The organism is Acaryochloris sp. IP29b_bin.137, assembly GCF_028285745.1.
In the GTDB taxonomy this organism is placed as follows: Bacteria; Cyanobacteriota; Cyanobacteriia; order Thermosynechococcales; family Thermosynechococcaceae; genus Acaryochloris.
The window spans coordinates 68,947-90,863 of sequence record NZ_JANQOP010000103.1 but is presented as its reverse complement, the minus strand read 5'-3'; the positions used below and the strand labels follow the sequence as shown (position 1 = coordinate 90,863).

The window sequence follows — 21,917 nt, the reverse complement described above, 5'->3', positions numbered from 1 at the left end:
GGATATCCATCCCTTTTTCAAGGGCGCGACGAGCATTCTCGTTATAAATAATGCGTTTAGCCATGGAAGCTCAACCTCAAACTTAAAGGAGTAACAGCGTAGAGAGACAAAATAAAATTGCCCAGTGAGATGGGCAGAACGAATCAAACGGCGGTAGCCGTCTATTTAGTTGACAATTGCCAAAATATCTTTTTCAGAGAGCAAGACATACTCTTCACCACCGAGCTTGACATCCGTGCCGGCATACTTGGAATACAAAACTTTGTCACCTTCTTTCACATCCAAAGCTTGGCGAGAACCATCGTCACTTCGTTTGCCAGGACCAACAGCAGTGATTTCTCCCACCTGAGGCTTCTCTTTCGCCGCATCGGGTAGGATAATGCCACCGGCAGTTTGCTCTTCTGCCTCACTGACTTTAACAAATACGCGATCGCCCAGGGGCTTAACTGTAGAGACGCTTAAGGAAATAGCTGCCATACCGGCTCCTCCAAACTAAAGGGTAATGATTGGGATTTAGCACTCTCAACTCCCGAGTGCTAATCTATCTGAGGTGATCCACCAAATTCAATCTTCTAGCTGTACGGGTTCCCGAACTTAAGGGTCGAAGTCTGGCGAACAGCCATAAACAGGGCATTTGCCGATATTCGCAAACCGATTAAGGCTAGCGTTCTCGAGTGACTAGTTCGACCCCATCCCGTTGATCGGTTTGCTCAAAGTAAACATTAACCTGTTCTTCTCGAGCAGTGGGTAAGGCTTTACCGGTAAAGTCAGGATGAATCGGTAACTCTCGATGGCCGCGATCAATCAATACCAGTAACTGAATCAGCGTCGGACGCCCATAATCGTGGACTGCATTTAGGGCTGCACGAATCGTCCGCCCACTATAGATGACATCATCAACTAGAAGAATATTTTTTTGGGAAAGATCCGTTGGCAAGTCAGTTCTACCTGGAGTCCTAACCGTGATTTGATCTAAATCATCTCGATAAAATGTAATGTCTAGACTACCGACCGGCACGTGGATATGTTCTAGTGACTCAATTTGTTGGGCTAAGGCGGCTGCTAAGGGAACGCCCCGTGTAGGAATACCCAACAGCACGAGATTGTCTAGCGTTCCGATGCGTTCAATCACTTCGGATGCTAGGCGGGTGATGGTACGCCGTAAGGCTTGAGCCGACAATATTTCGACAATATCAGAAGACATGGATGGGATAACTTCCTAGTTTCATTGCGTTAGGAACCTCATTGTGATGGAAAATAGATTATACTCCGTTGATTTTACGCATTATTGCGGAAGCGAATCGTCCACAAAATTGATATTTCTAGATCTAGTGAATTGATTGAGTTGCCCTTTACTTCTTGACTTGCCATGGTACCCACTTATGACATAGCCAACAGCTATAAAAACATCATGGAACTTCTGGTTGATGAAGAAATCGATCAGCAAACTTGTACTTGGTCTTCAGAAGAGGCCCAGCGAGTCAATAGAATCGAGGTGGCAGCTCGTGCCTTAAATCAATTGCCGCCTCTATATGCCTCTAGTCAAGAAGGTGTAACCCTTCAATATGAGCGCGCTCAGCAAGATCATCGCCAGGAAATTACGGCAGCTGTGAGTGAGGCGCTAGAAGCAGTAAAACAACTTCCTTGGAAAGGATCGACTCCCTTTGATATTCGCTAATACGGCCTCTCCAATGAGAGAGGTCATCGTCGGCGATTACGCCGAAGGCGCTGTCTTAGAATTTAGACGCTCTTGGGCTTGTGTTAAGGCAGCTTGAACTTGCTCAAATCCAGTTCCCCCATAGCTATTACGGGCCGCAACCACCTGGCGAGGGGTGATCGCTTCATAGATGTCTGCTGCAAACTGAGGATGCAGTTGCTGCCACTCACTGAGGGTTAAATCTTTTAGCAATTTCCCTTGGGAGAGACATGTCTTCACGACTGCACCCACAATATTGTAGGCTTCTCGAAACGGAACGCCTTTCGCGGCTAAATAATCTGCCACGTCGGTTGCATTGGAGAAATCTTCACCCACAGCAGTTTCTAGGCGCTCTGTTACGAACTCAAGCCCTTCCTTAACTAAAATTTTCATGGCTTCTAGGCAGCCTTTGACGGTGATAACGCCATCAAAAAGGGCTTCTTTATCTTCTTGTAAATCCTTGTTATAAGCTAGAGGCAAGCCTTTCATCACGACTAGTAGGCTTTGGAGATGCCCAAATACTCGCCCAGATTTGCCCCGGACCAATTCAGGGACGTCAGGGTTTTTTTTCTGAGGCATAATGCTTGACCCCGTTGCACAACTGTCTCTGAGCTTGACGAAGCCAAACTCTTCTGAGGCCCACAAAATCACCTCCTCTGAAAAACGACTGAGATGCACCATGATTAAGCTGGCAGCACATAGAAACTCGATGGCAAAGTCGCGATCGCTAACGCCATCCAAACTGTTTCGGTAGAGATCCACAAACCCCAATTGGTCAGTCGTAGCTTGTCGATCGATGGGAAAAGGCGTTCCTGCTAGGGCCCCTAAACCCAACGGCGAGACATTAACTCGTTGATCAATTTCTCCCAGCCGCTGCCAATCCCGCTCAGCCATTTCGAAATACGCCAATAAGTGATGAGCTAAGCTGACGGGCTGGGCTCGCTGGAGATGGGTATACCCCGGAATCAGTGTTTGGACATGATCCTGGGCGATGTCAACTAATGCCTGTTGCCAATCTTGAAGCAGTGCTCGAATATGTTGAATATGATCATGGAGATAGAGACGAATGTCTGTACCCACCTGATCATTGCGAGAGCGGCCTGTATGGAGCTTTTTGCCCACCTCTCCAATCAGCTCTATTAATCGATGCTCGACCGCGAAGTGAACATCTTCTGCCTCGATACCAGGTCGAAATAAGCCTTGACGATATTCTTGGCGAATTTGCTCTAAACCTTGATAAATGGCGTCAGCGTCAGCTTGAGGAATAATCCCGGTCTGGGCCAGCATTTGGACATGGGCTTGAGACCCCGTGAGATCATATTCAATAAGGGCAATATCAAACTGGATACTGGCGTTGAAAGCCGCTATAACAGGGTTTAAGGCCGATTCAAACCGCTGGCTCCAGAGTGGTGAATCAGTCGAATCCGCTTTTTGGGGAGGGGGAGACGATGAAGAGAAAGTCAAGGTACTGAGTCGAAAAAAACAGCAAAGATAACGTCTATTGAGTTTTTTAGTAAGAGGTAATGCTACGAAAGACATAGCCAACAATAAAGCCGATAATAAGGGCCCAAACCTGACCCGATTGGATAAAGTTATCCCAAGCGGACTGAAAAGAAGAACCCAAGTTATCTTCAAATTGAGCGATCCATATGCTGTGTTGATGGGTCTGGAAGATGATCTTTTGAGCAATATGACTTTGACTCACCAGATCTAGGGTGGACTGAACGAGTGCTAGGTTCATTGGCGTAGGTCCCTCTTGGAACATCTTCACTTGTTATAAAAGCATGCCCAAGGCGAACAAGAACTTTAGATGTTGTGAAGATTTTTGCAAGCTGCGCTGTGTTTTAGCACTGTCAATTTTCCTTAGCCTTTGACACCACTCCCAGCTTCCGAAGGAACAATGTACCGCTGCATAATCAGGAAGAATAATAGAATTGGCGCAATTGAAATTAGAGACCCTGCTGCGACAAGGCGGAAATTGTTAGAAAAAGCACTGGATAATTTAGATACTCCTAATGGCAATGTGTAGTACTCTGGTTGATCAAGAATGATGAGAGGCCATAGAAACTCTCCCCAAGAACCAATGAAGACAAAAATAGCGAGGGTTATTAGGGCAGGGCGAACAGATGGAAGCATAACATGCCACCAAATCCCAAGATCATTACAACCATCAATTCTGGCTGCTTCTTCAAGTTCTTTGGGAACCCCTTGGAAAGCTTGACGCAAAAGGAAGATTCCAAATGCAGATGCGATTGAGGGGAAGATTACGCCCAGATAGGTATTTTTGAGTCCCAACTCGACTGCTAACACGTAGAGCGGGATCATCACAATCTGAAAAGGAATCATAATAGTGGAAACAACCACTGCAAAAATCAAATCTTTGCCCTTAAAATCGAGTCTAGCCAGTGGGTAAGCAGCCAGAGAACTGAATAAAACGTTAAGAGTAACCGTAAGGGATGAAACTAGAAGGCTGTTGAGAAAATACTGACCGAAGAGAGGCTCCTGTTGCCAAACACTGGGAAAATTGCGCCAAGTTGGATCAGAAGGGAAAAATTGCTTGAAGAAAAAGACGATATTTTCTAAGGCTGAGCCTTGAGAAGCTGTGCTTGGAAAAAGATTTTCCTGGCCTTTAAAGGCTGTACTCACCAACCACAGCAGGGGCAGCAGCATTACTAAGGCGATCACGCTAAGGACTAGGTACGTGATGCCTTTAGATAACCAATTCCGGTATCGAACTTGCTTAAGCACCATTGGCGTATCAGCGTTTATGACCTTTGTATCCTATCAAGGCAATTGATCTTAAAGCTGAGTTTAATCGCACATTCAATAACGATAAACGAAGCAATGGTGCTCGGATTATCAACTTACGCGCAGATCCATCACAGTTTTCATGGACATAGATTGAAAAAATTTGATAACACAGATGGCGCAGATAAAAATCTACTCTTCATCCGTGATTTGCTTCAGATGGATATGCTTTCGTCCCAGGGAAATTTCAAATTCATCACCAGGATTCAGCTCCATTTGCTTGGTGTAAGTAGAACCAATCAACAAGTTTCCGTTGGACTGAACGCTAATTCGGTAGCTGGCATTTCGCCCCCCTCGACCGTTACCATTTGCACTTTTTCCATCTAGCTCTACACCCTCTGCATCAATGAGAGCATTCAGAAATTTCATCATACTAATGCGTTCTGACCCATCTTCATTCAGGGTGTAGTAACCACATTCTTTCGCTTTCTCTTCACGACTTAGGTCTTCAAGCTGTTTGACTTTCTCAACCAAGGCTTGTCCACTTAAAGGAGCCTTGCCTTGTTTTTGCTTTTTAGCCATGATTTCTAAATCCTATCCTGCAATATCACCTATTGAGATAAGCATAATATATGCTACTTCTAGTCATCAATAAAGACAAAGCCTAGCGTGGGATTATTTCTAGATCAAACACATGCTCCTCCTGCGCTGCAATGACTGAGCGTAAATGGCAAAAAATATCGACTTTATCGAGAGAAGGAGATAGTAGCTATTAGGACTAGATCTGTAGAGGGAATCAAATGTATCCCTTAATTAGAACAGCAAAAACTGTTTTCTGGTAGTCTCTTGCCATTTTCCGTTACACTGGCTCTGTAAATCCACTTCTCCAATGAATTGAGATGCTGTCGTTGGTTGGAGAAACCACATGATTCTATATTAAGAAATAACTAGTAAATGCCATAGTTTTTTACGTATATCAATCCTAATTCAGATATAAGTGTGTCTCAAGATTGGGCGATCGGAGCAGGCATCTAGGTATTTTATTCATTTTGCCTGTACCGCCATGAATATATTCATCTAGAGGGTGCCGGATATTCTATTAATCCTGGCAGTTGCCGACTGGAACCGTCCACTAAATAACCCCTTACTTATGTGATAAAGGTAGAGGACTTAGGAAGGCTACAACCATAGCCTGAGTCGAAGATCTCTGAATTGAGTTGTGGTAGTAAAGAAGTCATCAATTGGGGAGATAACGGTCTAGCGTACAGTAAAAATATTCCCGGCATAAAAAAGGCTGTATCGATATCTCTCCTAGTAAAAGCGAAGGGGGCAGCTATTTCCACGCCACTTGTTAAATCATTGGAGTGTGGGGTAAGTAGTCTGCTTGATCAAGCAACCACAATGGCTTACAGCCACTGACCGCCCCGGAAGCGCCAACGGGGAAACATCAGCCGCATCAAGCTTTGGGATGCGATAAATACTCCAACCCAAACAAAGCCGTAGTGAACAATAAACCACCCTAACTGCCAGTCAGACGCAGGTATGAGAGGCAGCTCGATACCCAAAACCTCCACCAATAACACAATAAATATTGCTTCCCAAATAGCCGCAAGCCATTGCAGCGCTGCAGGCCAATCTTGGTCCCAACGGAAATTTTGGATCTGGATGTAAAGGTAGTCCCAACCCAAGCCAAAGACAATAATGTATTGTAGCAACCAGAAATAAACAGAACCTTCGGGATTGCCAAGGAAACCACCCCCGAATAAGAGTGTAATCACAAGGCCCACGGTTTCCATGAGGAGAATACGAGTTTGCCAGCGACCAAGAAGAGTGGGTGTCATAATTGAATCGTGTTAGGGAGTTTGGTTTTGCGCCCATCTCAGCCATTGCCAGAATGAGCCAATGCCGTTGAGGCGGCGTAAATTGGGGGCACGCGCTGTGACTAATCCATCGACAGCTCGTAAGGCAGTGTATTGAAGGCCCAAAAAGCTGTCTACAGCAGCGTAGGGACCGCCAAAGGTGATCGCTCCAGCCCCATACATACGACCATTTTGGTTCCGCATTTCCAGGAGTTCAAAATCGTTGGCGACAGCCAATCGACCAGCTGGGTTAAGGGGCAAATTATAGTGGGTGACCAGGTCGTTCAGTAAAGGACTCGCTTTTACCTTGCTATCCAGACCGGTGGCATCAATGATAAAGTCAGCTTCCAACTTAATTTCACCCCGTGGACCTTTCTCTTGGATATAGGTCGTGGGACGAGATTGGGTATTAGGGACCACGCGAGTGACCTCACCAAAGGTAATTTGATACCAGCCTTGATCCAGTCCTTGTTGAACAATGACTTTCCAATCCTGACGATCGGCTGTGGTGGTCCCACCCCAATCGGCCAGTAAGTTCGTGCGCTGATCGGGTGTGGCCTGCTCCAGTTCTTCCCGTAAGGTCCCCCCCCAACAGGCTTTGGGCCAATTAAAGGGTTGGAATTCAAAATGATTATCGACCGGCCTCTGGGCTTTGCGAAATCGATTCCCTTTAGGCTTAGGCGACCGCATTAAGTGCAAAATCGAAATATTGGGATTGCGATGGCGAGCCTCATGGATCCGCTGAATAATCCTTGAGGCTACGATTCCCCGCCCCCGAAGCACAACTGTTCCTCCCTGGCGTTCTAGGGTTTCATAAACGTGGTTATGATCTTCGTAGGCATTGACAACGGATTTAAAGTCTCGGGTTTGCTCTCGATAGGCTTTGAGGTCAGGTAGAAATTGTAAGACCGGATAGCCAGTGGCTAGATGGACATGACGGGCGATGACAAAGGCTGTTTGTTTGCGACCTGGAGAATACGCGATCGCATAGCGGCCATCATTCGTTTGCCGAATCGCTCGGACTCGACCGAACCGATAGATTTGGGGCCAGCCAATCCGAATGGCCTCTCGATCAATCGAGGCAAACACATTGCCTGCTCTAGGGGTGTAGGTTTGGGCAAAGGTGGGCTCTGCAAAAACCTGCCATAGATACTGCAGGGCAGGATTGAGTTTGCCTTTATTAAATTCTTGCCAAGCTTCTCGTAGGGCATAGCCCGGCCAACCCCAGATGTTGTCAGGGCAGGAGTCGGAATTAGACCGTAAACGCTCGTGTGGGGGAATCTGGGAATTGAGGCAGAGCCTTTGGTAACGAGCATAGGGGCGATCTTCGATGCCCAATGCGCGAATTTGCTGGGGCGCAGCCCCAAAGATGCGGAGAAAATCGACCCAAATAAAGCTCCCTAACCCCGCCCCCACAGCTAAATAATCGATCTCCTCCACTGAGAGTCGAGTGGCATACAAATCTTGGACCACAACCTGATGCGCTTGAAAGGCTGGGGGTAACACGTTAGCAGGGGCTGCGACAGGCTCAGCCGGAACGGGAGAGTCTGGTTCAGGAACTTGAATAATCGATTGCTCACTGGCCTCGGCTGTGGGTAGCCCCGTCCCGTCCAGGGTAAACATCAAGGTGATTTCGTAGGGACCAATCTTGAGCAGATCGCCATTGCTGACGTTACAGCTCGATTGCAGGACCCCATTCACCCAGGTGCCGTTACTGCTGTTTTGGTCGGTGATGCGAATATGGCCTTGCACCCACTCAATCAGGGTGTGATAACGGGAGACTTGGCTACTATTCAGGACGATCCGGGCCACGCGCTGGTTGTTTAGTTCAGCAGGCATGCGGGCAAATTCGCGACCAAAGGCAATCGGACAAGTTAAAAGTGGGGTTCGTTGTTCTCCGGTGACTGGATCTTGCCAGCTCAGCCGTACTTGCCCAGGAATGGTGCTCATACTTTACAGTCCCTAAGGCTTGCCAATAAAGACCGTGTTGGAGGTGGCCATTGAATGACCACACATGGGACAGTCTTGCTTAATCGCATCGTTACTATAGGCAGAAACATGGTGGCATTGGGGGCATTGCAGTCCATAGGCAGCCGTGGAGGAGGGGCCACTTTTGGGAAAGGTGGGGGGAATGGCTGGGGGCGTAATGGTCATGGCCGTAATTTGCAGCTCCACGCGCCCTAACTTGATCCGGCTGCCCGCCCGTATCGGTAAATCTCCCTGTTTAAGCAAAATGCCGTCTACTAGGGGGGGGTTTTGCAGGCGCAAGCTCCGAATAAAAAACTGCTGCGCTTGGGGTTGAAAGAAAATTTCGACGTGCAATCCTGAGACAGAGCGCTCTTGAAACACAATGTCACATAGGGCTGGGTCGCGACCTAAACGAATTTTCCCCGGCTGCTTGCTAGGTTGTTGATTGCGTAAAACTTGGGTTTTAGTTTGGCCGAATTCTGACCATTGGAGTGTTAATTCACTCATGGATGCCGCCAGCTCGTTAAGGTCTGAGTCAAGTGCAGAAGCAGTATTCCCTATTAATAGGCAGGATCTTGCCCACAGCAGGATAAGGTACCAAATGTTTTAAGGACTCTTTTGAGCCTTACCTTCCCCTCAGCATACCCGCGCTGCCGTGACAATCATCACCGCGATCTCAGTCTGCTACAAGCTATAGATGGCTGAATAAGGGGCATTCTTAAGATTGCAGCAATATCCCAATCCTGCTAAGAAATAAAACAGACTCCTATTTCTTGGCAGCTATCTTTAGCGCCACCATTCAGAAGTAATCAGCAGCGGGGCAACCTATGGTGAACGATCAGCAGAGTGGTTTACTCCGACTCATTTCAGCGCAGTCTAGTGCTGATGCATCACAGTCTTGTTATTCCCTATCTGAAACGGATGAAACAGCGATAGGTCGGACAGCAGATTGCCAAGTCATTATCGATTCAACGCTCTATGGCGGGGTCTCGCGCCGCCATGCGGTGGTCAGACCAACGGGGTCTCGAACTCCCCAAGGTGCCCCCATCTGGCAGATTTGTGATCTCAATAGTGCCAACGGCACCTATGTGAACGGTCAGCGAATTCAAGGGTGTCAAACCTTGAATGTGGGGGATCGGATTATGCTGAGCCACAATGGCCCTGAGTTCCTGTTTGAGCATCGAGCAACCCAGCTCGTGGACCAGGCTGCGGCAACGGGCTCTTCTGCCCCCATTCCAACACAGCCCTCATATCCCCCGCCTCAACCTGCACAACCGGTTTACCCACCTCAACCACCGGTTTACCCACCTCAGCCAGGCGCTGTGTCTAATCAGGTCACTGCTAGCCAATTGTTTCCCATCGTTTCAGCTCGCAAAGATCTCTTGGGCAAAGGATATCTAATACCCGGAATTCTGACGGTGATGATGGTGGTATTGCTGTTTATCTTTGCGACCAACCCACCGATCTTTAATTTGCTCTTGGCGTTGTATTTAGGGGGTGGCGGGTTCTATTTCATTTACCGATTATGCGGTAAAAAGAAGCCCTGGTGGGTGTTATTCCTTAGCACCTTATTTACGATGGTGATTCTGGTAACGCCCGTCTTGAGTTTGTTTATTCTGATTTTTCGAGGAATTTTGCCAGGGAATGTTCAAGATGCCTCTCCAGATTTTATTTCTCAACTAATTAGCCACTTCTTTGGGGCGGGTTTAATGGAAGAGCTATTGAAAGCGCTTCCTATCTTTGGGTTCTTTTTTTTGGGATCACAGTTACGTCCCCCCAGTCGTCAAAAAGTTGGCGTTTGGGAGCCCTTAGATGGCATTTTAATTGGGGCGGCTTCGGCGCTGGGATTTACCTTACTGGAAACCTTAGGTCAATATGTTCCTGGCATTGCGGCAGACGTTGCAAGATCGTCTGCAAATGAGTTTGCTGGAGCCTTAGCCGCGGTTCAGCTCTTGATTCCCAGGATTCTAGGTTCTGTCGCGGGACATATGGCCTATAGCGGTATTTTTGGCTATTTTATTGGTCTGAGCATTCTCAAGCCAGCTCAAAGATGGAAAATTTTAGGGATTGGCTATCTAACCTCTTCTGGCATTCATGCCTTTTGGAATGCTTCCGGTGGTCTAGCTCAAAATTTCGGAGACTTGGCTGTTGTTCTAGCCCTGATGATTGTTGGTGTCTTGGCCTATGTCTTTTTAACGGCTGCGATTCTCAAAGCCCGCCAGCTTTCACCGACGCGATCGCAAAATTTTGCCACCCGTATCGCCCCACCGAATTAGTCCTCCCCCATTGAGTAGGTATAAAGTCCTCAGACTAAGCCAATTTCCCGTAACCGTTCTTGCAGGTATTGTCGGGCTGTTTTACCCTCTGCGAGTATGACTTCAGGCCGAGGATGCAAAAACAGGGGCATGGATAAGCGAGATTGATACCGAGCCGGACCATCAGGATTAACCACGCGATGGGTGGTGGAGCGGTAAAAGCCTTGGCTGGCGAGCTGCAGCATATCCCCAACGTTGACCACAATATCGCCGCGATCGCAATTCACGGACTGCCACTGCCCCTCAGCATCTAACAACTCTAGACCCATGCTTGTCGCTGCAGGCAGCAGCGTAATCAAGTTGATATCTTCATGGGCGGCTGCGCGAACTGAACCTGGCGGAATCTCATCAGATAATGGCGGATAGTGAAGCAATCGAAACAGCGTTTCTTTGCTATTGGCAATCATGGCCCCTAAGGGCTCTGTAAAGCGTAAGCGAATGCTGGGCGGTGCTTGAACTTCGACCCACTCCAGCAACTCTATTGCCAAGTGCTGTAGTTGGTTAAATAACTCCCAAGTGGCATTCCCTATCCCTTTGGGGAGCGGATGTCCTTCATAGATATGAAAAAACTCTTTGAGGTCAGGGGTGGAATGCCCTTTGGCCTGCTCCGTTTGAAATGGGAAATAACCTGCTTGGATTTTGGGGTCAAAGGTATATTGAACTTTATCATCGCCCTCAAAAAAGGCTTGCCAGTCTTGATACGTCTGTGCCACTAATGCCGGATCAATCGGACTATGACGAAGAACAGCAAACCCGGACTGCTGTAGTGACTGAGCAACCGCTTGGGAAGCATCGACAGAACGATAGTCCAGGGTGGGTAAAGCGTTAATCATAGCGGTGATCCTTGGGCTGCAAGTCGGGCAGAACCGTAGGCGGCTTGTTGATGTTGGGCGGCATAGACAGGAACCTGAAGATGGCGTTGACGAATCGTTTGCCAGACAGAATTTTGAGCACCCCCACCCGCCGTATACACGGTCTGCAGCGAAGGAGCGCCATGCGCTTGCAATAGATGATAGCCCTGGGCTTCGATCCGGGCCAAGCTTTCGAGTAGACCCTGTAAAAATTCCGCTGGATCTTCTGGGCGAGGAGTGAGTCGCGGCTGCATATGGGGATCGTTAAGGGGAAATCGTTCTCCGGGTTTTAAAAGCGGGTAGTAATTCAAGGGACTCGGCTGGCTAGGGTCTATCTGTTGGCTGAGTTCCACGAGTTCTGCTGTGGAAAAAAAAGACTGAAGCACCGCTCCACCCGTATTGGATGCGCCACCGACCAACCAGTAATTTCCAAAGCGATGGCTATAGATGCCGTAGTCTGCCTGATCGATACGAGTCGGACTTAACAGTTTGAGGACAAGGGTAGAGCCTAAGGATGTGACAGCCATACCCGGTTGGTCGGCACCACTGGCGATAAAAGCAGCAATGCTATCCGTGGTGCCAGCACAAATTTGGCACTCTGAAGGGATGCCAAAGCGATCGACGAGATGCGCTTGAATGGTAGCAATTCTTGAACCCGGTTTGAGGACTTGGGGGAGCAGGGGGAGAAGCTGATTGAGGGGTGGTTGTTGAAACCAATCGGGATAGGCTGCGATGCTCGAAGAGCGGCCTATATCCTTCGGACAGCAAGCAACGGTCATCGCCGGATCATATCCCAATTTCAAACTGTTGTGTTCATCACTCAGACCCCAGCGACCATGAAGTAACCCGGCCAGCCAATCAGCCTGATGCATTAGATAGCGTACAGGGGCCATATCTACCGATCGACTCATCCCCAGCAATTTCGCCAAACTAGAGCTAGCACTGAGTACGGGATGACCCGCAGGAGCCAAAGTGGCCAGCAACTCTAAACTGGCTGGATCACAGGTATCGTTATACATCTGCGGTGGATAAAGGGGCGTGCCGTCAGCGCTACAGAGCAAAATGGTGGAGGAGGTACCGTTAATGGCAATGGCTTTTAGGTGCGATCGCACATCTGCAGATATCCCACCGATTAATTCCCATAGGGTATTTTGCCAATGGCCCGTGCGCTCTGCTGGAGACATTTCAGAAAGCGCACAACTCTCTTCTGCTAAGACGCTGTCATGCTGATCAATGACAATCGCTCGGGCACCCGATGTGCCAAAATCAATCCCTAAGGAATAATTCATAGGTCCCGCTTCGCATCGCGTGACATCTAGCCTTCCTGACTGGCATCTGATTCATTCGCATCTGATTCAGGTTTATGGTCAGACTCTGATGAAGCGGAAACGGCCTCAGACAACTGTAAAGATTGGCGATGGGATAACATTCCCATTAAGACTTGAGAGCGTTTACCTTCCCCTTCTTTATTCTCAGAATAGCGTTGAACCTCAAGGGCAACTTCTCCCCGGTCGCATCCTGAACACTGACGGAGGTCAACTTCTAAACGGGGGTGCGCGACCGTCTTCGCCTGTATATAGGTTGCGGCTTGGACCATCTGATCGGCCTGTACCGTATTGAGGAAAATCTCAGATCGATCGTCTGCGACCGTACCTATCCTTTGGCCCTGGGCGTACCACTGTTCGCAGGTCTCGCAAAACGGTTCCTCAGCTGCAGGCTTCGCTATGGCTAAACTGATGGCTTCGATAATGGCTAACTCAATCAGCCAATATAGCCAGGTAAACGTTTCATTTAGGGGGAGACCATCACCACTGCTACCGACGCGACCGATGCTAATTCCCTGTTTGGCAGCATATTTGAGATATCCCAAAAAGCCGGATGATCCGGTTTGTTCCTGCCAAAAAGCATCTATCAGAGCGTTTGCCTCCGCTGGATCTATGTCTTGCCCAAACTCTGCCTCAATCTGTTTGGCAAAGGACTGCTGGGTGAAGAAGTATTCCCCCCCCTGATAGGACCCATAGGTGATCAAGCCTGTCAGCAACCCAAATAGTAAACCGACCCATGGATTTCGAACTTTGCCTCTCTTAATGGCAATGGCAGTGCTTCCGCCACTTGTAAACCCCATCAGGGCTGGAAAGATCAGCAACAAATAAAGCCAACGGGCGATAAATGCGATCGCACCCCCTACGACTACCCCTCCCAGAGTTGAGAGCGCCAGTAGCCATACCCATCCTGTTCCAGGCACTGTGTTGCTAGGTCGATAGGGTTTCATAAGGTTACTTTCCGTCCAATCGTCTAACCGTCTGTGAATGGATCGATTGTACTGCTGTACTTATCCAGTTATTTTTTTGAAAACAAGTTGCAAGGGTTGAATGTGCCCCCGTCGATTAACTGTGATGTTGCCCCAAACGGCCTACCACGCCTCCAAGAGATAAGGGCTACACCCTCTCGCAATGCTGCCAAGAAGGGCTGTCAGCTTCCCCAAAGTCAGCCTGTTTAATTCATTGTGTCCTGCTCTTCTGGCCCCAACTCAGCCTTGCTCCAGCTCAGCACAGATATTGCCAAAGGCTTGTTGAGGATCCGCTGCAGCCGTAATCGGACGACCAATAACCAGATAATTTGCGCCTGCTTGGAGGGCCGCAGCCGGGGTCATTGCCCGCTTTTGATCCCCCATTTGAGTCCCTTGAGGTCGGACCCCTGGACAGACAATCAAGAAGTCATCTCCACAGACTTGACGCACTTGAGCTGCTTCCTGGGGAGAACAGACAACGCCTTCTAGCCCCACTGCCTGGGCTAGCAATCCCATTTGCAAGGCATATTCAGGCAGCTCTAAAGGGATCTTTAGATCTAAAGCCAGTTCTCGCAGGGAGAGGCTGGTGAGCACCGTAATCGCGATCAGCTTCGGGGGCAGGGTTTGAGTGGTCTGAGCTCCCTCTTGCAACGCCTGATGCGCAGCAGTGAGGGCAGGGCGGCCTGCTGTGGCATGAATCGTTACCAAATCGACCCCATAGGCGGCAGCGGCCCGACAAGCGCCCGCTACGGTATTGGGAATATCGTGAAACTTTAGGTCTAAAAAAATGCGCTTTTGCCGTCGCTTAAGCTGTTCTAGAATGCTGGGACCACAGCTTACAAATAGTTCTAAGCCCACTTTCCAAAACTGAACCTGAGGAATTTGATCGATCAGTGCGATCGCATCTACCTCTGACGATACATCCAGAGGCACAATAATCCGTTGAGCAAAAGTCACGACAGCAGCCTGCAATAGCGGTCGTTTAATACTCTACTGCCTAGGCATTAGTTTTGGGCGACTCTCGGCTAGCAAATGGTGTAGATTAACGACATTGCCAATCACTGCCACGGCTGGCGCCTCAAATTGGGTGGCTTCCATTTGGGCCAAAATGTCGGCTAGCGTACCCACCAGTTCTGCTTGATCAGGCCGTGTGCCCCAGCGGACTAAGGCAATGGGGGTCTCAGGATCTTTCCCCGCTGCTTGGAGTTCAGACAAAATATGAGGCAAATTGTACACCCCCATATAAATCACCAGCGTTTCTGACGCCTCCGCCATAGCCCGCCAATTGACCCGAGGCCGATATTTATCGACCGGCTCATGCCCGGTCACAAAGGTTACGGAAGAACTGTAGTGGCGATGGGTGACTGGAATTCCGGCATAGGCAGGTGCGGCAATTCCCGCCGTAATCCCAGGAATAATCTCAACGGAAACCCCAGCTCGGATGAGATCTTCCATCTCTTCTCCACCCCGGCCAAACACGAAAGGATCCCCCCCCTTGAGTCGAACCACAACGGCTTGGGTTTGGGCTTTATCAATCAGTAATTGAGTCGTTTCTGCTTGCAGTAAAGAATGATGACCTCGACGTTTACCCGCATGGATTTGCTCGGCTTGTTCACCAATCATGGCTAGGATCTCGGAACTTACGAGGGCATCGTAAACCACCACATCCGCACATTCTAAGAGGGTCTTCCCTTTGAGGGTTAGCAAACCCGGATCGCCCGGACCCGCGCCCACAAGGTAAACTTTTCCGAGGCAGTCGGCTGACGCTGGGGCAGAATCAACGGTCATAGATAACCTGAATCACAAGGAAACACTATCAGGCAGTTATTAAATCAAAAATTAAACGAACGAGTTGCGCACTTGGTTCTAAAGGTGAAGAAAAAGTTAAATTTATGTGCTTAAAATCACATTTTAGCTGATCCACTTCCTGGGAAATGGTGTCTATGATACTGCCTGTAAACAGAAAATAGGGTTTGATACCTACTTTTAACCCCGGTTGATTGGCTACCCGGGCCAGGGTTTGCCGCAAACTCGGGTGGACTGACCAAAAGGCTGGCGTAGCGTTTAGCTGTTTAGCCAGGGCTTCAATCGGTTGGTTCCCCCCCGGGTAGCGACTGCCATGGGAAAGGAGAATCCAACGATCCAGATCTTCTGTGGACATGGAGGTCCGTAAGATTTGAGCCATTTCAGGATGGTGACCGAGATGCGATCTCACCTCAATCGTCATCGACTTTGGTAAAAAGGGTTGTGCCGTAGCCACGACCTTGGGGATATCCACGCTGACATGAGTTCCAGGCAGCAAAAATAACGGCACAATGACCAATTGGTGAATTTGCTGTTGGTGCAAAGCTTGGCCCCAGCCACAAATTCGCTGGGTGAGGGGAACCGACCCAAACTCCAGGGTTGCGGTTTTCACCCACTGTGAATCCCCGCTCTGAGACTCTAAGGCCGCTTGAACCCATTGGCCTAACTGATGCAACGACGATTGCGATCGCGGATCACGACTCCCATGGGCCACCAACACGTAAGCAGTGGAAGAACTCACCCCTTAAAGGACCAACGCAACAACTGGTTTGAGGCCTTAGGACAGTAAAGGCAAGGACGGCAGTGGTTCAGGCAAAACAGGTTTCTTATCGACCGTCTGACCATACTCTATGACAATTTGCCGGAATTCTTCTCCATCAATGGTTTCACGTTCAAGAAGGACCTCCACTAGCCTGTCGACTAAACTGCGATTTTCGCGTAGCATTCGCCGAGCTGTCTCATAGCAATACATCACAATTTCCCGAACCTGTCGGTCAATTTGGACAGCCATCTCTTGAGAGTACTCAGCCCGATTGCCCCATTCTCCTCCTAAAAAGACATCTCCACCATTGCCTTTTTCAAGGGCTACATACCCCAGATCAGACATCCCTAGCTGAGTGACCATTTGCCGGGTCAGATTGGCCACTTGCTCGATGTCACCACTGGCACCAGCGGTAACTTCAGCATCGCCAAAGACTTCTACTTCGGCTGCACGACCCCCCAGAAAGATGGTGATTTGATCCAGGAGCCACGCCCGGGTATAAAGACCACTATCCACACGTTCTTCATTGTAGGTAGGTTGCGAAAAACCACCTACCCCCCCAGACCGAGGCAAGATAGTCACTTTATTGAGCGGGTCAGCGTCTTTTAATAGCGTTGCTAGTAACGCATGACCGACCTCATGATAAGCAATCAACCATTTCTTCTTGCTGTCTACATGGGGGGCCATGGCTAAACCGATGGTGATGCGATCGATGGCATCATCTACTTCTAAATCTGTAATGGCATCTTTGCGGCGTCGAGCCGTTAGGATAGCGGCTTCATTGAGGAGATTCGCCAATGCTGCACCCGAGAAACCAGGTGTACGGCGAGCAATCGCTTCCAAGGAGACTTGAGAGGCGATCTTCTTCTCTCGGCTATGGACTTCAAGAATGCCCAGGCGACCTTCGAAGGCAGGCAAATCAACCGTGACTTGGCGATCAAACCGTCCGGGCCGCAGTAAGGCAGAATCCAGGATATCCGGGCGGTTTGTGGCGGCAATGATAATAATGCCAGTATTCCCTTCAAACCCATCCATTTCAGTCAGCAGTTGATTGAGGGTCTGTTCCCGCTCGTCGTTGCCACCACCAATACCAGCGCCCCGCTGACGTCCGACAGCGTCGATCTCATCAATAAAAACCAGACAAGGGGCATTTTCTTTAGCCTTCTTGAACAGATCGCGAACGCGGGACGCACCGACGCCGACAAACATCTCGACAAATTCTGAACCTGAAATACTGAAGAAGGGAACCCCTGCCTCGCCTGAAATCGCTTTCGCAAGTAAGGTTTTCCCCGTTCCGGGCGGACCAATCAGTAACACCCCCCTGGGAATTCTGGCCCCAACGGCAGTGAAACGCTCCGGTTGTTTTAGAAAAGTGACCACTTCTTGCAGCTCTTCTTTGGCTTCTTCGATGCCAGCCACATCCACAAAGGTCACCCCCGTCTCTGACTCCATCTGGAACCGGGCCTTCGATTTACCAAAGTTTAGGATTTGGCCAGGCCCACTGTTGGAGCCAGCGGTGCGCCGTAAAAAGACAAGGAACAGGAAGATGATAACGATAATAAAGAAAAACTGAGTCAAAATCCCCAGCAAGGGGTTCTCTCCAGGATCTGGGACCTGCTCAAAATCAACCTTTTTATCTCTTAAAAGTCCATACAGTTCTGGGTTCTTGTCGAACAGAACCACTTTGGAAAACGCCTCTTCATCTGGTTGCTTCTTAAGCTTAAATTCAGCAATTTTTTGCTTTTCATAGATTTTTACAGTCTTAAGCTGGCCTGTTTCTACATACTCAATAAACTTGCTGTAGGGGACTTTCTCCTCATCGGACTGGGCCAAAACCGGTAAAGACTGGGACAGTAAAAGCCCAACTGCCAGAGCAGAGAGTTTCCCAACCCATCGACGGTGACCAAAATTGTGGTTCATACTCGTGTAACTTTTGACATTTCTGGGGAGACGATATTTACCCTAAGTTGAGGTAAATTGATCCTGCCTCTTCAAGCCTAGTTTACAAGTCATTTAGTCAGCAACTGTTCAGAATCTAGCGAGGGATATTGGGTGCTCCATTTTTGGAGATTCAAACAGCTTCAGTTTCCCCTAAGTCTTTGTGCTGGGGGCTTTCTTGGGGGGGTAGGTTACCGCTATGTCTGAAATTTGGGTCTAAATGTTCCCTCACCCTCAGAATAGGGAATTCTGAGTATACTACGCCTGCTTGCGGGTTATGGGCGAATAGATTGCCTTGCCCATGTTCTAACCAAACCCATACCGAACTGAACGAGGAGTTCAACCGATGAGCCATAAAGTTGTCCAACCGACCGAACTACTAGATGGGATCAGTGCAAATCAACTACGCCGTGAAATCACTGATGTGATGGCTGAAGGCGTCAAAACGATCCTTGTAGACTTACAAGACGTGACATTTATGAACAGTTCAGCCATTGGCGCATTAGTGGCGACGCTCAAAGCTGTCCGTGCTGGCGGTGGCGAGATGTTCCTATGCTCCCTGAACGATCAGGTGCGTATCATTTTCGAATTAACCAAAATGGACCAAATTTTTAAAATTTGTGCCGATCGCCATGAATTTGAGCAAAAGTTTGCTGTGACTGCCAATTAAGTCTATCCAGCATCAGCCAGACAATCTCGTCCGTTGGCCTAAAGTCTTTGATGCCTGCCCGCCAGCGATCGCATACAGCGCATCGCTGCTTTAGTTACTAGCCTATCTCAGCGTGAACATCCCAAAAGTCCTGCAAATTTTCATTCACCCCTGGCGAATTGGAGCCGTTGCAGGCATTCCCCTCTATGCTGATTTCACCTGCTTGGTTTCGACTGCACTGGGGTCATTCTGTTTGGCCTGGATGAGTCAAACGTTTCACCCCACTATGGGGCTACTCATCGGTCTCATCGACGGCTTAGCGCTCCCCTTCTGCATCTTCATTCATGAGATGAGTCGAGCCTTGACCGCCAAGCATTATCAAATACCCATACAGGGGGTTTATCTTCGGGGATTGGGTTCAGTGGCGAAAACTGATCAAACCTTTGCCCATCCCCTCCAAATGTTGGAGGTTTACTTTGCTGGATCACTGGTGAGCTTCATCTTGTACGCCTCGCTGAATTTGCTGAGCACGTTATCCCTCAATTGGGGGGGCATAGCAATTATTTCCCTCCATCACATTAAGGAATTTAACTTCGTCCTGGCAATTTTTTCCCTTGTTCCCCTCGTTCCGCTGAATGGGGGCTATATCTTTAGGGGGCTCCAGTGGGAGTGGACGCGGAAGCAACATCCGCTTGCAGACCATGATATTTATGGTGCCTACATTGCAGGGGGTAGCGCGATTGCTTTAGGGGTAATCTGGTATGGGAAACAACCGTTTTTAGGGGTGTGGATGCTGTACTTAGGGTTAATGACCTGCCTCAGACATCTGCTCTTTGATGGGGCATTGCTGCCCCTGGCGACAGAGCGACACTCCCCCAGAAATTTAGCAACTGCAACGGTCAATGTTCAGGTTTCTACTGACCGTTCTCCTAAGGGTTCGGTTCGCTCCACTGCCCCAAAACCCACGATTCGCCCAATTGATTTTAGTTATCTGGACGCAGAATTTTTATTGGCCACTCCCTCCAATCATCAATTCCAAGAAGGGTTGGATGCCACGGTAGAGATGCGATTGCAAGCAGCGATCGCGTCCTTCAATACCCTCTTGGAGGAGGACCCCCAGAATGCCGCTGCCCTCCATAATCGAGGCAATGCGTATCTACAGTTGGGGAAGAAGCAAGCCGCCCTCAGCGATTTCCAAGCTGCCCTCCGTCTGGAAACCGATGTCCCAGAGATTTATTTAGGCAAAGGGAATGCTTACTTTGCCCTGGGCGATTTTCCGGGCGCGATTATGGAGTACTCCGAAATCCTCAAGCGCGATCCTGAGCATGCTCGGGCCTATTTTAATCGGGCCAGCGCTCAGGTCTTAAATGGGAATCGTCCGGCTGCGATCGCAGATTATCGCAAAGCGCATCCCCTGTTTGCCGCCCGTGCCGATCAAACTCACACCTGTAAAATTGACCGACGTCTGAAAATTTTGACCCCTTAATTGCTGACTCACCCGCTTGCTTAAGCCTCGGCTCCAGTGAACAATAGGATAGGGCTGTTCGATGACCCTGCGTCTAGCCCATCGACTTGAATCCTGATCTGGAGAGCAACGTGACCCAACAATTTGACTATGACCTGGTAATTATTGGCGCTGGTGTTGGCGGTCATGGAGCGGCTTTACATGCAGTGGACTGTGGTCTAAAAACAGCCATTATCGAAGCCGCTGATATGGGAGGGACCTGCGTTAATCGGGGCTGCATTCCCTCCAAAGCCTTGTTAGCTGCTTCGGGGCGGGTACGGGAGCTACGCGACCAGCATCATTTGCAGTCTTTGGGTATTCAGCTGGGTCAGGTCAACTTCGACCGCGGCCAAATTGCCGCCCATGCCGATAACCTCGTGGATACCATTCGGGGCAACCTCACCAATAGTCTGACGCGCCTCAAGGTAGAAATTATCCAAGGTTGGGGCAAAGTGGTGGGCAACCAAAAAGTGGTGGTCAAATCCGATGCAGGCGAACAGACCGTTACTGCTCGCGACATTATCATTGCCAGTGGCTCTGTGCCTTGGGTGCCCCCAGGCATTGAAATTGATGGTCGAACCGTGTTTACCAGCGATGATGCCATTCGCTTATCCTGGTTGCCCGATTGGGTGGCGATTATAGGCAGTGGCTATATTGGCCTAGAGTTCTCTGACGTTTACACAGCCTTGGGCAGCGAAGTAACGATTATCGAAGCTCTCGACACTTTAATGCCCACCTTTGACCCGGATATCGCCAAAATTGCCAAGCGCGTTCTCATTGATCCCCGGGATATTGAAACCCATGCCGGCCGCTTAGCCAAGAAAGTTACCCCTGGTTCCCCGGTGGTGATTGAGCTAGCAGATGTGAAGACCAAAGAAGTCTTGGAGGTCTTGGAGGTAGATGCATGTCTCGTCGCTACTGGGCGGATTCCCGCCACCGATAATCTGGGCTTAGAAGCCATTAGTGTCGAAACGGATCGACGTGGCTTTATCCCCGTCAACGATCGCATGCAGGTATTGAGTCAAGGGGAAGTGGTGCCTCATGTTTATGCGATTGGCGATGCAACGGGCAAAATGATGTTGGCCCATGCCGCCTCTGCTCAAGGGATTGTGGTCGTGGAGAACATTTGCGATCGCCCTCGGGATGTCAATTACCGCAGCATTCCCGCAGCGGCATTCACCCACCCTGAAATTAGCTTTGTTGGTTTAACGGAACCCCAAGCTAAAGAGTTGGCAAAGGCTGAAGGGTTCAAAATTAAAACGGTGCGCTCTTATTTCAAGGCCAATTCCAAAGCCCTGGCAGAAAGCGAAGCCGATGGCTTAGCGAAACTCATCTACCGCGAAGATACGGGCGAGATTTTGGGCGGACATATCATCGGCCTCCATGCCGCTGATCTCATCCATGAAGTTTCGAATGCCGTCGCCCAAGGACAACCAGTCCAAAGCCTCACCCATCTGGTCCACACCCATCCCACTATTTCCGAAGTTCTGGACGAAGCGTTTAAGCGGGCGGCTGTCGGCTTTGCCCATTGAT

General features: G+C 49.3%; 21 protein-coding genes. 5 read left to right on the top strand and 16 right to left on the bottom strand.

What is annotated here, in order from left to right; genetic code table 11:
* Positions 1-165: 165 nt before the first annotated feature.
* Together groES and pyrR are read right to left on the bottom strand one after the other, a co-directional pair.
* Positions 166-477, bottom strand: coding sequence for a co-chaperone GroES (groES, locus tag Q0991_RS08115; RefSeq protein WP_299487190.1), 312 nt, complete (start codon positions 475-477; stop codon positions 166-168).
* Positions 478-661: 184 nt separating this feature from the next.
* Positions 662-1,204, bottom strand: a complete 543-nt coding sequence (gene pyrR, locus Q0991_RS08110) for a bifunctional pyr operon transcriptional regulator/uracil phosphoribosyltransferase PyrR (RefSeq protein WP_299487188.1) — start codon at positions 1,202-1,204, stop codon at positions 662-664.
* A 207-nt stretch (positions 1,205-1,411) separates the two neighbouring features.
* Between pyrR and Q0991_RS08105 the strand changes: the two genes are divergently transcribed.
* The gene (locus Q0991_RS08105) at positions 1,412-1,678 is read left to right on the top strand and encodes a late competence development ComFB family protein (RefSeq protein WP_299487186.1); all 267 of its coding nucleotides are present in this window, start codon (positions 1,412-1,414) and stop codon (positions 1,676-1,678) included.
* A 36-nt stretch (positions 1,679-1,714) separates the two neighbouring features.
* Here Q0991_RS08105 and argH read toward each other — a convergent pair whose 3' ends face one another.
* The 7 genes from argH to Q0991_RS08070 form a co-directional block, all read right to left on the bottom strand.
* Entirely contained in the window at positions 1,715-3,160 is a 1,446-nt protein-coding gene (argH, locus tag Q0991_RS08100) for an argininosuccinate lyase (RefSeq protein ID WP_299487184.1), read from the bottom strand.
* Between the two features lie 46 nt (positions 3,161-3,206).
* The gene (locus Q0991_RS08095) at positions 3,207-3,437 is read right to left on the bottom strand and encodes a hypothetical protein (RefSeq protein ID WP_299487182.1); all 231 of its coding nucleotides are present in this window, start codon (positions 3,435-3,437) and stop codon (positions 3,207-3,209) included.
* 122 nt (positions 3,438-3,559) lie between these two features.
* Positions 3,560-4,447 (bottom strand): carbohydrate ABC transporter permease, encoded by an 888-nt coding sequence (locus tag Q0991_RS08090; protein ID WP_299487179.1) that lies wholly within the window; start codon positions 4,445-4,447, stop codon positions 3,560-3,562.
* A gap of 189 nt (positions 4,448-4,636) precedes the next feature.
* Positions 4,637-5,026: an AbrB family transcriptional regulator gene (locus tag Q0991_RS08085; protein WP_299487177.1), complete on the bottom strand. Its 390-nt coding sequence runs from the start codon at positions 5,024-5,026 to the stop codon at positions 4,637-4,639.
* Positions 5,027-5,850: 824 nt separating this feature from the next.
* Positions 5,851-6,285 carry a hypothetical protein gene (locus Q0991_RS08080; protein WP_299487175.1) on the bottom strand — a complete coding sequence of 145 codons (435 nt, stop codon included), beginning with the start codon at positions 6,283-6,285 and terminating at the stop codon, positions 5,851-5,853.
* A 12-nt stretch (positions 6,286-6,297) separates the two neighbouring features.
* Positions 6,298-8,253 (bottom strand): FHA domain-containing protein, encoded by a 1,956-nt coding sequence (locus Q0991_RS08075; RefSeq protein ID WP_299487172.1) that lies wholly within the window; start codon positions 8,251-8,253, stop codon positions 6,298-6,300.
* Between the two features lie 12 nt (positions 8,254-8,265).
* On the bottom strand, positions 8,266-8,778 hold the full coding sequence (locus tag Q0991_RS08070) for an FHA domain-containing protein (RefSeq protein ID WP_299487169.1): 513 nt from the start codon (positions 8,776-8,778) through the stop codon (positions 8,266-8,268).
* Positions 8,779-9,098: 320 nt separating this feature from the next.
* On the opposite strand from Q0991_RS08070, the gene Q0991_RS08065 reads away from it, so the two are divergent.
* A complete protein-coding gene (locus Q0991_RS08065) occupies positions 9,099-10,547 on the top strand; it encodes a PrsW family glutamic-type intramembrane protease (protein WP_299487167.1) in 1,449 nt (482 codons plus the stop codon).
* 29 nt (positions 10,548-10,576) lie between these two features.
* On the opposite strand, the gene Q0991_RS08060 is transcribed toward Q0991_RS08065, so the two are convergent.
* The 7 genes from Q0991_RS08060 to ftsH form a co-directional block, all read right to left on the bottom strand.
* Complete coding sequence (locus tag Q0991_RS08060) at positions 10,577-11,419, bottom strand: 2OG-Fe(II) oxygenase family protein (protein ID WP_299487165.1); 843 nt, start codon at positions 11,417-11,419, stop codon at positions 10,577-10,579.
* Positions 11,416-12,726: an FGGY-family carbohydrate kinase gene (locus Q0991_RS08055; protein WP_299487163.1), complete on the bottom strand. Its 1,311-nt coding sequence runs from the start codon at positions 12,724-12,726 to the stop codon at positions 11,416-11,418. The genes Q0991_RS08060 and Q0991_RS08055 overlap by 4 nt, the downstream gene beginning before the upstream one ends.
* Positions 12,727-12,752: 26 nt before the next feature.
* Positions 12,753-13,709: a hypothetical protein gene (locus tag Q0991_RS08050; RefSeq protein ID WP_299487162.1), complete on the bottom strand. Its 957-nt coding sequence runs from the start codon at positions 13,707-13,709 to the stop codon at positions 12,753-12,755.
* Between the two features lie 258 nt (positions 13,710-13,967).
* Entirely contained in the window at positions 13,968-14,684 is a 717-nt protein-coding gene (pyrF, locus tag Q0991_RS08045) for an orotidine-5'-phosphate decarboxylase (protein WP_299487161.1), read from the bottom strand.
* A gap of 33 nt (positions 14,685-14,717) precedes the next feature.
* Complete coding sequence (cobA, locus tag Q0991_RS08040) at positions 14,718-15,515, bottom strand: uroporphyrinogen-III C-methyltransferase (protein WP_299487160.1); 798 nt, start codon at positions 15,513-15,515, stop codon at positions 14,718-14,720.
* A gap of 28 nt (positions 15,516-15,543) precedes the next feature.
* On the bottom strand, positions 15,544-16,272 hold the full coding sequence (locus Q0991_RS08035; RefSeq protein ID WP_299487158.1) for a sirohydrochlorin chelatase: 729 nt from the start codon (positions 16,270-16,272) through the stop codon (positions 15,544-15,546).
* A gap of 36 nt (positions 16,273-16,308) precedes the next feature.
* Positions 16,309-18,213, bottom strand: coding sequence for an ATP-dependent zinc metalloprotease FtsH (gene ftsH / locus Q0991_RS08030; protein ID WP_299487155.1), 1,905 nt, complete (start codon positions 18,211-18,213; stop codon positions 16,309-16,311).
* 364 nt (positions 18,214-18,577) lie between these two features.
* Between ftsH and Q0991_RS08025 the strand changes: the two genes are divergently transcribed.
* The 3 genes from Q0991_RS08025 to lpdA all read left to right on the top strand — a co-directional run bounded on the left by Q0991_RS08025 (position 18,578) and on the right by lpdA (position 21,916).
* The gene (locus Q0991_RS08025; protein WP_299487153.1) at positions 18,578-18,901 is read left to right on the top strand and encodes an STAS domain-containing protein; all 324 of its coding nucleotides are present in this window, start codon (positions 18,578-18,580) and stop codon (positions 18,899-18,901) included.
* A 112-nt stretch (positions 18,902-19,013) separates the two neighbouring features.
* Positions 19,014-20,366 carry a tetratricopeptide repeat protein gene (locus Q0991_RS08020; RefSeq protein ID WP_299487152.1) on the top strand — a complete coding sequence of 451 codons (1,353 nt, stop codon included), beginning with the start codon at positions 19,014-19,016 and terminating at the stop codon, positions 20,364-20,366.
* A gap of 110 nt (positions 20,367-20,476) precedes the next feature.
* The gene (gene lpdA / locus Q0991_RS08015) at positions 20,477-21,916 is read left to right on the top strand and encodes a dihydrolipoyl dehydrogenase (RefSeq protein ID WP_299487150.1); all 1,440 of its coding nucleotides are present in this window, start codon (positions 20,477-20,479) and stop codon (positions 21,914-21,916) included.
* Position 21,917 lies beyond the last annotated feature (1 nt).

What these genes read in the sequence shown, in the direction of transcription:
- Q0991_RS08070 (WP_299487169.1), bottom strand. Translation starts at nt 8,778, where the DNA reads ATGAGTGAATTAACACTCCAATGGTCAGAATTCGGCCAAACTAAAACC.
- cobA (WP_299487160.1), bottom strand. Translation starts at nt 15,515, where the DNA reads ATGACCGTTGATTCTGCCCCAGCGTCAGCCGACTGCCTCGGAAAAGTT.
- pyrR (WP_299487188.1), bottom strand. Translation starts at nt 1,204, where the DNA reads ATGTCTTCTGATATTGTCGAAATATTGTCGGCTCAAGCCTTACGGCGT.
- ftsH (WP_299487155.1), bottom strand. Translation starts at nt 18,213, where the DNA reads ATGAACCACAATTTTGGTCACCGTCGATGGGTTGGGAAACTCTCTGCT.
- Q0991_RS08060 (WP_299487165.1), bottom strand. Translation starts at nt 11,419, where the DNA reads ATGATTAACGCTTTACCCACCCTGGACTATCGTTCTGTCGATGCTTCC.
- Q0991_RS08095 (WP_299487182.1), bottom strand. Translation starts at nt 3,437, where the DNA reads ATGAACCTAGCACTCGTTCAGTCCACCCTAGATCTGGTGAGTCAAAGT.
- Q0991_RS08065 (WP_299487167.1), top strand. Translation starts at nt 9,099, where the DNA reads ATGGTGAACGATCAGCAGAGTGGTTTACTCCGACTCATTTCAGCGCAG.
- Q0991_RS08105 (WP_299487186.1), top strand. Translation starts at nt 1,412, where the DNA reads ATGGAACTTCTGGTTGATGAAGAAATCGATCAGCAAACTTGTACTTGG.
- groES (WP_299487190.1), bottom strand. Translation starts at nt 477, where the DNA reads ATGGCAGCTATTTCCTTAAGCGTCTCTACAGTTAAGCCCCTGGGCGAT.
- Q0991_RS08090 (WP_299487179.1), bottom strand. Translation starts at nt 4,447, where the DNA reads ATGGTGCTTAAGCAAGTTCGATACCGGAATTGGTTATCTAAAGGCATC.
- Q0991_RS08075 (WP_299487172.1), bottom strand. Translation starts at nt 8,253, where the DNA reads ATGAGCACCATTCCTGGGCAAGTACGGCTGAGCTGGCAAGATCCAGTC.
- Q0991_RS08025 (WP_299487153.1), top strand. Translation starts at nt 18,578, where the DNA reads ATGAGCCATAAAGTTGTCCAACCGACCGAACTACTAGATGGGATCAGT.
- Q0991_RS08085 (WP_299487177.1), bottom strand. Translation starts at nt 5,026, where the DNA reads ATGGCTAAAAAGCAAAAACAAGGCAAGGCTCCTTTAAGTGGACAAGCC.
- Q0991_RS08055 (WP_299487163.1), bottom strand. Translation starts at nt 12,726, where the DNA reads ATGAATTATTCCTTAGGGATTGATTTTGGCACATCGGGTGCCCGAGCG.
- Q0991_RS08080 (WP_299487175.1), bottom strand. Translation starts at nt 6,285, where the DNA reads ATGACACCCACTCTTCTTGGTCGCTGGCAAACTCGTATTCTCCTCATG.
- Q0991_RS08050 (WP_299487162.1), bottom strand. Translation starts at nt 13,709, where the DNA reads ATGAAACCCTATCGACCTAGCAACACAGTGCCTGGAACAGGATGGGTA.